The organism is Collinsella sp. TF09-1AT, from assembly GCF_003436895.1.
Taxonomy (GTDB): Bacteria; Actinomycetota; Coriobacteriia; order Coriobacteriales; family Coriobacteriaceae; genus Collinsella.
Genome location: NZ_QSRC01000005.1, coordinates 50841 through 62496 on the forward strand (window position 1 = coordinate 50841; position 11656 = coordinate 62496).

Annotated in this window: 14 protein-coding genes; 13 read left to right on the plus strand and 1 reads right to left on the minus strand. The window is 60.7% G+C overall.

Annotated features, from left to right (window positions below):
* The first annotated feature begins 1 nt into the window (after nt 1).
* The 10 genes from DXC90_RS05740 to rsfS all read left to right on the plus strand — a co-directional run bounded on the left by DXC90_RS05740 (nt 2) and on the right by rsfS (nt 8943).
* Nucleotides 2-1228 (plus strand): FtsW/RodA/SpoVE family cell cycle protein, encoded by a 1227-nt coding sequence (locus DXC90_RS05740; protein ID WP_117735140.1) that lies wholly within the window; start codon nt 2-4, stop codon nt 1226-1228.
* A gap of 18 nt (nt 1229-1246) precedes the next feature.
* On the plus strand, nt 1247-2176 hold the full coding sequence (locus DXC90_RS05745) for a YcjF family protein (RefSeq protein WP_117735141.1): 930 nt from the start codon (nt 1247-1249) through the stop codon (nt 2174-2176).
* A 10-nt stretch (nt 2177-2186) separates the two neighbouring features.
* Nucleotides 2187-4064: a TIGR03960 family B12-binding radical SAM protein gene (locus tag DXC90_RS05750; RefSeq protein WP_117735142.1), complete on the plus strand. Its 1878-nt coding sequence runs from the start codon at nt 2187-2189 to the stop codon at nt 4062-4064.
* Nucleotides 4061-4873 (plus strand): TIGR03936 family radical SAM-associated protein, encoded by an 813-nt coding sequence (locus DXC90_RS05755; RefSeq protein ID WP_117735143.1) that lies wholly within the window; start codon nt 4061-4063, stop codon nt 4871-4873. The genes DXC90_RS05750 and DXC90_RS05755 overlap by 4 nt, the downstream gene beginning before the upstream one ends.
* Nucleotides 4874-4940: 67 nt before the next feature.
* Nucleotides 4941-5315, plus strand: coding sequence for a 50S ribosomal protein L21 (gene rplU, locus DXC90_RS05760; protein WP_035138585.1), 375 nt, complete (start codon nt 4941-4943; stop codon nt 5313-5315).
* A gap of 33 nt (nt 5316-5348) precedes the next feature.
* Nucleotides 5349-5606: a 50S ribosomal protein L27 gene (gene rpmA / locus DXC90_RS05765; RefSeq protein ID WP_089573443.1), complete on the plus strand. Its 258-nt coding sequence runs from the start codon at nt 5349-5351 to the stop codon at nt 5604-5606.
* Between the two features lie 85 nt (nt 5607-5691).
* Nucleotides 5692-7158, plus strand: a complete 1467-nt coding sequence (gene obgE, locus DXC90_RS05770) for a GTPase ObgE (protein WP_199406634.1) — start codon at nt 5692-5694, stop codon at nt 7156-7158.
* A 3-nt stretch (nt 7159-7161) separates the two neighbouring features.
* Nucleotides 7162-7839 (plus strand): nicotinate-nucleotide adenylyltransferase, encoded by a 678-nt coding sequence (gene nadD, locus DXC90_RS05775; RefSeq protein WP_117735145.1) that lies wholly within the window; start codon nt 7162-7164, stop codon nt 7837-7839.
* A gap of 12 nt (nt 7840-7851) precedes the next feature.
* Nucleotides 7852-8460: a bis(5'-nucleosyl)-tetraphosphatase (symmetrical) YqeK gene (yqeK, locus tag DXC90_RS05780; protein WP_117735146.1), complete on the plus strand. Its 609-nt coding sequence runs from the start codon at nt 7852-7854 to the stop codon at nt 8458-8460.
* Between the two features lie 27 nt (nt 8461-8487).
* Nucleotides 8488-8943, plus strand: coding sequence for a ribosome silencing factor (rsfS, locus tag DXC90_RS05785; RefSeq protein WP_022094751.1), 456 nt, complete (start codon nt 8488-8490; stop codon nt 8941-8943).
* A 96-nt stretch (nt 8944-9039) separates the two neighbouring features.
* On the opposite strand, the gene dinB is transcribed toward rsfS, so the two are convergent.
* Nucleotides 9040-10293, minus strand: coding sequence for a DNA polymerase IV (gene dinB, locus DXC90_RS05790; protein WP_117735147.1), 1254 nt, complete (start codon nt 10291-10293; stop codon nt 9040-9042).
* A gap of 201 nt (nt 10294-10494) precedes the next feature.
* Between dinB and rpsP the strand changes: the two genes are divergently transcribed.
* The 3 genes from rpsP to rimM are packed head-to-tail and all read left to right on the plus strand — an operon-like array spanning nt 10495 to nt 11650.
* Nucleotides 10495-10836, plus strand: a complete 342-nt coding sequence (gene rpsP, locus DXC90_RS05795; protein ID WP_117735148.1) for a 30S ribosomal protein S16 — start codon at nt 10495-10497, stop codon at nt 10834-10836.
* A 42-nt stretch (nt 10837-10878) separates the two neighbouring features.
* A complete protein-coding gene (locus DXC90_RS05800) occupies nt 10879-11124 on the plus strand; it encodes a KH domain-containing protein (protein WP_229042092.1) in 246 nt (81 codons plus the stop codon).
* Nucleotides 11125-11158: 34 nt separating this feature from the next.
* Complete coding sequence (gene rimM / locus DXC90_RS05805) at nt 11159-11650, plus strand: ribosome maturation factor RimM (protein WP_233502215.1); 492 nt, start codon at nt 11159-11161, stop codon at nt 11648-11650.
* Nucleotides 11651-11656 lie beyond the last annotated feature (6 nt).

An 11656-nucleotide genomic window follows, 5' to 3' on the forward strand; every position in this document is an offset into this window, starting at 1 on the left:
GATGGGTTTTTCTCCGGCGGATCTGTTCCGTTCAACCAAGACCGGCTCTCGCAGCAGCCTGGACCGCGTCAACAAGCAACTTTCGGCCTCGCGCGGCACGTTTCGCCAAAAGGTGCATATCGGTGTGCTCGTGGCTACTGTGGCGCTCGTCGCCTACGGTGCCATCATTATCTGGTCGGCTTCGCAGTTTAAGGCCGATGCATCGTTTTCACGCCATCTTCTGGGAATTGGCATCGGGGCGGTGCTGGCGGTGCTGGTCTGGCGTACCGACCTGCGCGGTATTTCCAATTTCTCGACGGCGTTGCTCGTCATCGACCTGATCGTGATCTTCTCGCCCAAGATTCCGGGTCTGTCCTATACGGGCGGTCTGGGCATGACGGGCTGGATCAAGATTCCCGGTATCGGCTTGACATTCCAGCCGGTTGAGCTTGCCAAGCTCATCACCATCTTCTTTATTGCTACGCTTGGCTCGCAGTATAACGGTCGCATCGATACCGTTCGCGACTACGTCAAGCTCTGCGGCATGCTGTCCATTCCATTTTTGGCCGTCGTTGCCATGGGCGACCTGGGCTCGGGCCTGGTCGTGCTGGTTTCGGGCGCCATCGTCATTTGTATGAGCGGTGCACGCCGCGAATGGGTGCTGTCGACCCTAGCCCTGCTCGTGGGCCTGGTGGCCCTCGTCCTGGCGCTCGATTCGGTCTTTGATTCGTTGCTCGGCCACGATGTGCTCATCAAGCAGTATCAGATGAACCGTCTGACGGTCTTTATCGACCCCGATAATGCCGATTCGGACGATGCCTACAACCTGCAGCAGTCGCTTATCGCCGTTGGCTCTGGCGGCTTCTTTGGTAAGGGCTTGGGCCATGCGACGCAGTCGGCCGGCGGCTTTCTGCCTGAGTTCCACACCGACTTCGTCTTCGCCTTCCTGTCCGAGACCTTTGGCTTTTGCGGTTCCTTTTTGCTCCTGTGCCTCTACGTGCTGTTGATCTTTTCGACGATTCGCGTCGCCTTTAAGTGTGAGTCGCTGTTTTTGCGTCTTTCGTGTGTGGGCATCGTTGGCATGTGGGCGTTCCAGACCTTCGAAAACATCGGCATGTGCATCGGCATGATGCCGATTACCGGTATTCCGCTACCGTTTATTAGCTTTGGTTCGTCTTCGATGATGATTCAGCTGCTGACGGTGGGTATCGTACAATCCATATGGCGGCATCGTTCGGGCGCCGCGTAACCGCTGGAGGAGTTTGCTATGAAAATTCCCGTAGATAAGCTGACCCGCGCTTTTAAGATGGGCGCGTCCGTTAAGAAGGATTCCGATACGCCGGTGCGCGTCTCGGTCTATCTGGATTCGTCCGCCTCGCGCTTTCTGGCCGAGACGGTGCGTGACGCCTTTGTGCCGCAGACGACCTCGGGCATTGTGCGCGTCGAGCGTCTGGGGGAGGAGCGAATTGCTCCAAAGACCGATACTGATGTGGCACTGGTGCTCTCGTGTGGTTCTGACCGCTTGGAGAGTGCCGTGCAGGAGCTCGTGATCGCCGGCGCGCCCGTATGCGTGCTTGCCGAGTCTGCTGTGGAGGCGCCGTTTATCGAGGAGTCCACGCCCATGCTCGGCGTGGTAGCGGCAACCGATAAGACGTATCTGCTCGAGACGCTTGCCCGCTGGATTCTCGATCGCACCGACAAGGAAACGGCTTTTGCGGCGAACTTTGCCTTCATGCGCATCGCGGCGGCCAATCGTATTATCACCTCGTGCGCGCTTACCAATATGGCGACCGGTGCGTTGGTGTTTTTGCCGGGCGCCGATTATCCCGTTATGGCGCTGGCGCAGGTGGGTATGCTCTTTGAGCTCGCTGCCGTCTTTGGGCGCGGCATTAAGCCCGAGCGCAGCTACGAGGTCGCGGGCGTGCTTGCCGGCGGTCTTGTGATCCGCGCGGTCACCCGCGTGCTCGTCAAGCAGACGCCGCATATTGGGTTTGCCGTCAAGGCGCTCACTGCTGCCGCGGGCACCTATGGCATGGGCCGTGCACTCGTTTCGCTCTACGAGCGCGATGTCGACTACAGCCGTGCCAACGAGGTAGTCACTGCCACGTTCTCCCGCGTTCGCGATCTGGTGACCACGGTCGCGGGCGCTACCCGTCCTATGGCGTCCTACCAGGACGCATCCGATCTCGCTGCTTAGGGGTTTTCCGTTGCGCGTTGCATACCAAGATCGTTTTCATTTAATTGAGCCGCTGCTCGCCAAGGTCGAGAAACCGAGCCGCTATATCGATCACGAGTGGGGCACGCTTTCCAAGGCCGATGCCGATTACCGTTGTTGCCTGATCTATCCGGACGTATACGAGGTCGGTCTGCCCAACCAAGGTATCGCCATCCTCTACAACATTCTTAACCAGGCCGAGGGCATCTCCTGCGAGCGCGGCTATGTGCCGTGGCCCGATATGGGTGACGCCATGCGCGAGGCGGGTATTCCGCTGCTGTCGCTCGAAGGTGCCGCCCCCGTCGCTTCGTTTGATATGGTCGGCCTGCATGTGCCGCACGAGATGGCGGTGACGAACTTCCTCGAGGCTCTCGACCTCGCTGGCATTCCGCTGTTGGCTGCCGACCGCACCGAGGACGACCCCATTGTCATCGCCGGTGGTCCTTCGGTGTACAACCCCGAGCCGTACGCGGCCTTCTTCGATGCCATCCTCATCGGCGAGGGCGAGGAATCGCTGCTCGAGACCTGCCAGCTGCATCGCCGCCTGCGTGACGAAGGAGTCCCGCGCGCGCAGATTGTTGAGCAGCTTGCATCCATTGCCGGCAACTACGTGCCGTCGCTCTATGAGGTTCGTCACGACGAGCCCTGCTCGCCGCATGGCTACACCGTGCCGCGTGAGGGAAAGGATGCGCCGACTGTGGTCTACAAGCGCGTCGTCGAGGACTTTGGTGCCACCAATCCGCTGTCGCAGTCGTGCGTACCCTATGCACAGCTGGTCCACGACCGCCTGTCTATCGAGATCCTGCGCGGCTGCGCCCGCGGGTGTCGTTTTTGCCAGGCAGGCATGACGTATCGCCCGGTGCGCGAGCGCTCGGCCGACCAGATCGTCTCGTCGGTGATTCAGGGTCTGGAAAAGACCGGCTATGACGAGGTGTCGCTGACCTCGCTCTCCACGACTGACCACTCCTGCATTCGCGACGTGCTCGGCAGGCTCAACCGTCGCCTGGAGGATACGGGTATTCGCGTGTCCATTCCGTCGCAGCGCCTGGATTCGTTTGGCGTGGATATGGCCGAGTCGGTCGCCGGCGAAAAGAAGGGCGGCCTGACGTTCGCGCCCGAGGCCGGCAGTCAGCGCATGCGCGACATCATTAACAAGAACGTGACCGAGGAGGACCTGGACCGTGCGGCCAAGGCGGCCTTCGAGGCCGGCTGGAACCGCATGAAGCTCTACTTTATGATGGGCCTTCCCGGCGAGCGCGACGAGGACATCGTGGCCATCGCCAATCTGGCCGATCACGTGCTGGAACTCGGTCGTTCCGTGGTGCCCAAGGCTCGTCGCGGCTCGATTTCGGTGTCCATCTCGGTTTCGGTCTTTATCCCCAAGGCTGCCACGCCGTTCCAGTGGTGCCCGCAGCTCGATTACGACGACGTCAAGCGTCGCCAGAAGCTGCTTATCACGAGCGTTCGCAACCGTGCCGTCCGCGTGCATTACCACGATGCCGAGACCTCGCTCATCGAGGCCGCGCTGTCCCGCGCCGGTCGTGACATGACGCCCGTCATCATCGATGCTTGGCGCGCGGGCTCTCGCTTTGACGCCTGGGTAGAGCATTTCTCGCTCGATAACTGGAAGGGGGCTGCTGCCAAAAACGGCATCGACCTCAATGAGCTCGTGCACCTGCCCTACGAGTTGGACTGGCGCCTGCCGTGGGAGCACGTGAGCCCCGGTTGCACGCGCGGCTTCCTCGAGCGCGAGTACCGACGCTCGCTCGAGGGTGTCACGACTCCCGACTGCACCCGCACGTCGTGCACCGGCTGCGGAATCTGCCCCACGCTCCACGCCAAGAATGTATTGATGGGTGATCGCGCATGAGTGAGCGCCTGACCGACAACCCCACGCTCTTTAGACTTCGTGTTCGCTATGGCAAGCGCGATCGCCTTAAGTACCTGGGCCATCTCGAAGTAATCCATACCATTGAGCGCATCGTGCGCCGTGCGGGACTTCCCTATGCCGTCACGCAGGGCTTCTCTCCGCACATGCGCGTGGGCTTCTCTTCGGCGCTACCGGTGGGTACGTCGTCGACCTGCGAGTGGTATGACCTGTTTATGACCGAGTTCGTGGCGCTCGACGAGGCGTTTGGGCGCCTGGCTGCGGCGTCTCCGGCCGATCTGGCACCCATCGAGGCGGCGTACATCGACGTGCGCACGCCGGCGTTGACGGCGCAGCTCACGCGCCTGTCGTATCGCATTGACCTGCACTTGGATCCCGAGGCGCCCGTAAGCGCCGACGAGGTGCGTCGCGCGATCGACGCACTGCGCGCGGACCATGGCATCGACTACGCGCGCGGCAAAAAAAGCAAGCGCTTGGATTTGGATCACACGCTCGTGGGCTATGAGCTCACGGCGGGGGATCGCCCGGACCATTTGGTGCTCATGCTCGACACCCATGCCGACAACGAGGGCTCCATGCGTCCGGAAATTTTGCTTTCCGCTGCTGATGTTTTGTTGCAGGGCTTGACCCCGGGCGTGGATGCACCTATTGTTTCCACCGGTATGCAAGACCTCGTGACCATCTGCTCCTACGATGTCGAGCGTCAGAATCAAGCATGCGAGGACGACGAGGGCCGACTCGTCAGCCCCATACCTGTGCGAACTTGTGGATTTGCTCCACATACTCGTTGACGGGGGTATTATCGCCTGCTACTATATTCGGCTGTTGCACTAACTGATGCATGAAGGGCAAGTAAACATGTACGCAATCGTTAACACGGGCGGCAAGCAGTACAAGGTCGCCACCGACGATGTCATCACCGTCGAGAAGATCGAGGGCAATGAGGGCGACAAGGTCACCCTGCCGGTCATCTTCCTCAACGATGGTAAGAAGATCGTCACCGATCCCGACAAGCTGGCCAAGGCCAAGGTTACCGCTCAGATCGTTGAGCAGTTCAAGGGCGAGAAGCAGCTGGTCTTCAAGTTCCACAAGCGTAAGCGCTATCGTCGTCTGAAGGGTCATCGTCAGCAGCTCACCAAGCTGAAGATCGTGAAGGTCCAGGCTACGTCCCGCGCCAAGAAGGCTGTCAAGGCAGAGGCCGAGGCTGTTGCCGAGGCTCCCGTCGCCGAGTAGATTACACTCGTAACGAAAGAGTAGGTATACACAATGGCACACAAAAAAGGACTCGGTTCCTCCCGTAATGGCCGTGACTCCCGCGGTCAGCGCCTTGGCACGAAGCGCTTCGCCGGCCAGACGGTAACCACGGGCACGATTCTCGTCCGTCAGCACGGCACGCACATCCACCCGGGTGAGAACGTTGGCCGTGGCAAGGACGACACGCTGTTCGCGCTGGTCGACGGTACCGTTGAGTTCCACAAGGGTATCAAGCACAGGGTCAGCGTACGCCCGCTCGCGAACGCGTAATTCACCCTTCATAGAGCACATATGTGGGAGGCACTTGAGTTTTAGGATTCAAGGGTCTCCCTCTTTTTTGTAGGAGGCGATTCTGTTGTCACAGTTCACCGATATCAGCCGCATTAACGTTTGCGGCGGCGACGGCGGAGCCGGATGCATGTCGTTTAGGCGCGAGGCATTTGTTCCCAAGGGCGGCCCCGATGGCGGCGACGGCGGTCGTGGCGGCAATGTCGTCATCCAGGCCGATGCTCAGCTGTCTTCGCTGATCGATTACCGTTTTAAGCATCACTTCCGCGCCGAGCGCGGCACGCACGGCCAGGGCGCTCGTCGTAATGGCAAGAGCGGCGAGGACCTGATTCTTAAGGTCCCTATGGGTACCGTGGTGCGCGAGCTCGACCCCGAGACGCAGACCCCGATGTTCGAGATTGCCGACCTGGTGCACGATGGCGAGCGCGTCGTCGTGGCGCCCGGCGGTGCCGGTGGCCTGGGCAATACCCACTTTGTGACGTCGGTGCGCCGCGCGCCCGCGTTCGCTCAGCTGGGCGAACCGGCCGAGGAGCACTGGATTGAGCTCGAGATGAAGCTTATGGCCGATGCCGCGCTCGTGGGCTTTCCCTCGGTGGGTAAGTCTTCGCTCATTGCGCGCATGAGTGCCGCCCGTCCCAAGATCGCTGACTACCCGTTTACCACGCTCGTGCCAAACCTCGGCATGGTGCGTGCCGGCGAATATTCTTACGTCGTTGCCGACGTCCCCGGCCTTATTGAGGGCGCGAGCGAGGGCAAGGGGCTGGGCCATCAGTTCCTGCGCCACATTGAGCGCACGGCTTTGATCATGCACGTCGTCGACATGACGGGCGGGTTTGAGGATCGCGATCCGGTCGAGGATTATCGCATTATTAACCGCGAGCTCGAGCAGTATGGCGCCGAGCTTTCGGAGCGTCCGCAGATCGTTGTCGCCAACAAGTGCGATGCGCCGGGCACGGCCGACAAGATTGCCGACCTTAAGCGTGCGGCGCTCGACGATGGCCATATGTTCTTTGCCGTGTCCGCCGTGACTGGCGCCGGCCTCAACACGCTGATGCTTGCCGTGGGCGAGCAGGTGGCTAAGCTTCGCGCCGAGCTGGCGGTCTCTGATGAGCCGGTCGTTCTGCGCGACGATGAGTGGGAGCGCCGCCGCCTGCAGCGTGAGAAGCGGTTCCGCATTGTCCAGGAAGAGCCCGGTGCGTTCCGTGTGGTTGGTCGCGCGATTGAGCGCATGGTCATCCAGACCGACTGGGAAAACGAGGAAGCCATCATCTACCTGCAGCATAAGTTTGCGCGCATGGGTGTCGACGATGCGCTCGAGAAGGCCGGCTGCCGTGCGGGCGACGAGGTCCGCATTTGCCAGCGCGCCTTTGACTTTGAGGGCGCCGAGGACTTCTCGGAGTACGAGGAGCTCGAGGATGCTGGCGAGGACGTTGCCGTTGAGGCCATTGACGTGGCCGATGCTGCGGATGAGGGCGTCGAGGTTGTCGATGTGGCGGATGCCGCGGACGATGTCGAGACTCCGGAGGGCGAGTAAGCCATGTCGCTGCGCGGTGGAATCGGTCTGCCCGAGCTTCCTCTAGAGGTTGGGCAGGAGTTTAGGCTTGGCATTATGGGTGGCACCTTTGATCCCATCCATTACGGACACCTGGTGACCGCTGAGCAGGCGCGCGAGTCCCTCGACTTGGATGCCGTGCTCTTTATGCCGGCGGGCACGCCTGCCTTTAAGCTTGACAAGCCGGTGACGCCTGCCGAGGACCGTTATGCCATGACGGTTCTCGCCACCGCCGCGAACCCGGCCTTTTTGGCGAGCCGGTTCGAGATCGACCGTCCGGGCGTAACCTATACGGCCGATACGCTTCATGCCCTTCGCGACTTTTACCCGCCGCAGGTAAAGCTCTACTTTATTACGGGCGCCGACGCAATTATCGATATTGTGACCTGGCATGATGCCGAACGAATCGCTGAGCTTGCTACCTTTATTGCGGCGACGCGACCGGGCTTTGATATCGATACGGCGCGTGCCCGAATCAAAGAGTCGGGTCTGCCGTTCGACGTGCGCTATATCCAGATTCCGGCGCTGGCGATCAGCTCGACCAACATTCGTAAGCGAGTTGCCCGCGGTATGAGTGTGCGCTATCTTACGAGCGAGTCCGTGCTCGGCTATATTCGTAAACGCGGGCTGTATGCCGATCTGGGTCAAAAAGATTTTGAGTGATGGGGGTCTACGTTGCCGGTAGAGGATCAGTTTGAGGGCGATGAGCGCGCGCTGCTGGCGCGTATTCATGGGCTGCTCGATGTTCGCATGAAGGATAAGCGCAAGCGCTATGTCCATTCGCTTGGTGTTGCCGAGACTGCGTTGCACCTAGCCGAGGTGTACGGTGTCGACCGCTTTGATGCCGCCGCCGCCGGCCTGATCCATGACTGGGACAAGGCGCTCTCCGACGACGAGCTGGTCACGCGCGCTCTGCATTATGGCATTAAGATTGCCGGCTCTCCTTCCGCTGCGACGCCGCTTTTGCATGGCCCTGTTGCCGCCTGTGAGCTTCCGCAGCTTTTTCCCGAGCTGTCGCCGGCGGTCTTTCAGGCTGTCGACCGTCACACCGTGGGCGCTTGCGACATGATGCCGCTCGATATGGTGGTCTTTGTTGCCGATGCCATCGAACCCAACCGCCACGGCGATTATGCCCATGCGCTGCGCAAGATGGTGGGGAAGTCCTCGCTCGACGAGTTGTTCTTCTCCTGTTTTGCGCAGGGTCTGGTCTATGTGATTCAGACCGGGCGTTATCTTTATCCCACGGCTATTACGATTTACAACCATTACGCCCAGCTGCGCTAGCTCGGGCTGTCTAGAAAGAGGTATTCCATGGCCGACGAGACCATGACCGACGAGCAGATTCTTGAGGGTGTGGAGCACAAGAGCTTCGCCGCCACGTCCGACCGCACCGCCGCCTCGCTGTCCGCGAGCGGTGTCGCCGCCGAGGATGTCGCCCGCGCCGCCGCGCAGGCCGCCTACGACAAGAAGGGCGAGGACGTGCAGGTGCTCGACCTGACCGAGCTTTCCGATGTGTGCGACTACTTTGTGCTCGCCACCGGTACCAACAACCGCCAAGTCGATTCGATCGTCGACGAGATCGAGGAGAAGGTCGCCGAGGCTTGCGGCGAGCATCCGTTCTCCATCGAGGGCCGTGAGCAGAAGACCTGGATGCTCATGGACTACGGTTCTGTTGTCGTCCACGTCTTCACTCCCGAAGCCCGCGACTTCTACCGCCTAGAAAAGCTCTGGGGCGACGCCCCCCAGCTCCCCCTCAACCTCCTCTAGTAGCTCATTTGAGACGGGGTTTAGCTAACCTCACGCATATCGCCGGGCAGTTGCGGTTTTCCGCAGCTACCCGGCTTTCTTTTTACCCAAAGGTGGTTAATCGTTGAAGCGGGATTGGCGGCCGAAGGATAGGGCGGTGTCGCCGAATTTGTCTCGGACGGCGTCGATGGCGACTGAGAGGTCGCGACGGTCGCTGGATTGGGCCCCGCGGTCATCGACTTCGCAGAACAGGTCGGTTTGGATACCGCCTTGGTGGTTGAAGTCGCTCATACCGATACCTGCCAGACGCACGTGCATGCCTTCTTGCCAGATATTATCGAGCAGCTTGAGCGCCACGGCAACAAAGATATTCTCGTCGTCGGTGGGGTGGGGAAGCCGCCGCTGCGCCGTTCGCCCGCTTCCATACGAATACTTGAGCTTGAGCGTCACCGTGGCGCCCGTTAGTCCCTGACGGCGCAGGCGGCGTCCCACTGACTCTCCCAACAGTGCAATCGCCGCTTCGATGTCCCCACGCTCAGTCAAATCTTTCGCAAAGGTGCGCTCATTGCTCACCGATTTAACCTCGCGTTCCTCGTCCAGACTCGTGACTTCGGAAACCTCGAGTCCCAGAGCACGCTGGCGCATGCGTACGCCGTTGACACCAAAAATAGAGGCCAAGGTGGATTCCGGTGCACGTGACAGCTCGCCGAGCGTGTAGATGCGCATGCGGCGCAGTCGCTCCTCGGCCGAGCGCCCGATGCCGCTCATGGCAGATACCGGCAGCGCGGCCAAAAAGCGCTGTTCGGTTCCGGGACGCACGATGGTCAACCCAAACGGCTTGTCCTGCTCACTTGCGATCTTTGCGACCGTTTTGTTGCAGCCGACACCGATGGAGCAGGTCACGCCGAGCGCTGCCACGCGGTCGCTTATGCGTCGTGCAACCTGCAACGGGTCTTCGGGCGCAAAGCGACCCGGTGTGATATCGATAAAAGCCTCGTCGATGGATACGCGCTCAACGCGCGGGGTCTCGTCGGCGAGAATCGCCATGACCTGCGCGCTGACCTCGCGGTAGCGATCAAAATGCCCATGCGTCCAAATGGCCTGCGGACACAGGCGCCGTGCCTCGGCCGAGGGCATGGCGGAATGCACGCCAAAGCGACGTGCCTCGTAGGAGCAGGTCGATACAACACCGCGAGAATCGGCGTCACCGCCCACGATGAGCGGCTTGCCGCGCCACTCGGGGTGGTCGAGCATCTCCACGCTCGCAAAAAACGCGTCGAGGTCCATGAGGCCCACCGCCGGTCCCGTCCAGGGCGGCGGCGTGACGCCCGCAGCATCCTCATAACCGTATGTATGTTCGCGTCTTTTCATGGCATGAGTATACCGCGCAGCTCATGTGGGGTGCGTGGATGTGCTTGCAAATCGCGAATTCTTGTCTAAGATATGGATTTGCCTTCGACTACACCGAAGAAGTTGGTCTCACGGACTTCACCTGCCCGCGTCGATGGCGTATTATATTCAAATGTTTGTTTGTAGTTGCAGCCTAAAGCTGCTTGGTTGGAGGAGTTTCCTTTGGCAGTCAAGATTCGCCTTGCTCGTCACGGCGCTAAGAAGCGTCCGTACTACCGTGTCGTCGTCGCCGATTCCCGCGCCCCGCGTGACGGTCGTATCATCGAGGAGGTTGGCCGCTACAACCCGATGACCGCCCCCAAGACCATCAACCTCGATCTCGAGAAGATCGCCGACTGGCAGGCCAAGGGCGCTCAGCTCACCGACGCTGTCGTCGCTCTGGTCAAGGCCGCCAACGAGGGCGAGAAGACCGAGACCGTCGTCAAGAAGTCCAAGAAGCAGCTCGCCAAAGAGGCCGAGGCCGCTAAGGCTGCCGCTGAGGCCGCTGAGGGCGCCGAGGAGTAAATCGTGCCTGAGGTTGACGCTGCACAGCTCGAGGGTGAGGCAATGCTCTCAGATCGCATCGCCGATCTCGTCGAATATCTCGTTGTTCAGATCGTCGACGACCCGGATTCCGTGAGCCTTGAGGTCATCGATGGCGAAGACGCCTCTACTATTGAGGTTTCGGTTGCCGAGGATGACGTCGCTAAGGTCATCGGCCGTCGTGGCCGCACCATCAAGGCCATTCGCACGCTCGCCCGTGCACTGGCCGCTCGCCTCGACACTGCAGTCGAGGTAGAGGTTCTGGGCTAGGACCTTGAGGTCCCAGTACAAAAACATCGCCCGTGTGGTCAAGCCGCACGGAAGGAAGGGGGAGGTCCTCGCGCAGCCGCTGCGGGGGCTTCCTTCTGTATTGGAGCCGGGTATGCGCGTCGCCTTGACGCCGCCGGCACTCAAGCGCGACCGCTTTTGCACGGTCGCATCCGTTAACGATACGGGCGATGGCGATCTGGTCGCGTTTGAGGGCATTGATGACTTGACGGCCGCCGAGGGCATCACGGGATGCTATGTGCTGGCAAATCGTGACGATTTTGAGCTTGATTCACTCGACGCCGCCTATACCGACCTGATGGGTCGCGAGGTGGTCGATGAGCGCTTTGGCTCGCTCGGCACGATTGTCGAGATTATGTCGACGCCCGCCAACGATGTTTGGGTTGTCGAGGGCGATCGGTACGGCGAGGTACTGATTCCCGTGATCGAGCAGGTTGTGCTCGATCTTCCCGATCAGGGGGCAATTTCCGTCCACGTTATGGATGGTTTGATCGATATGGACAAGTAGGGAGGA

What these genes read in the sequence shown, in the direction of transcription:
- DXC90_RS05740 (WP_117735140.1), top strand. Translation starts at nt 2, where the DNA reads ATGGGTTTTTCTCCGGCGGATCTGTTCCGTTCAACCAAGACCGGCTCT.
- dinB (WP_117735147.1), bottom strand. Translation starts at nt 10,293, where the DNA reads ATGAAAAGACGCGAACATACATACGGTTATGAGGATGCTGCGGGCGTC.
- rpmA (WP_089573443.1), top strand. Translation starts at nt 5,349, where the DNA reads ATGGCACACAAAAAAGGACTCGGTTCCTCCCGTAATGGCCGTGACTCC.
- rsfS (WP_022094751.1), top strand. Translation starts at nt 8,488, where the DNA reads ATGGCCGACGAGACCATGACCGACGAGCAGATTCTTGAGGGTGTGGAG.
- DXC90_RS05745 (WP_117735141.1), top strand. Translation starts at nt 1,247, where the DNA reads ATGAAAATTCCCGTAGATAAGCTGACCCGCGCTTTTAAGATGGGCGCG.
- DXC90_RS05800 (WP_229042092.1), top strand. Translation starts at nt 10,879, where the DNA reads ATGCTCTCAGATCGCATCGCCGATCTCGTCGAATATCTCGTTGTTCAG.
- DXC90_RS05755 (WP_117735143.1), top strand. Translation starts at nt 4,061, where the DNA reads ATGAGTGAGCGCCTGACCGACAACCCCACGCTCTTTAGACTTCGTGTT.
- nadD (WP_117735145.1), top strand. Translation starts at nt 7,162, where the DNA reads ATGTCGCTGCGCGGTGGAATCGGTCTGCCCGAGCTTCCTCTAGAGGTT.
- rplU (WP_035138585.1), top strand. Translation starts at nt 4,941, where the DNA reads ATGTACGCAATCGTTAACACGGGCGGCAAGCAGTACAAGGTCGCCACC.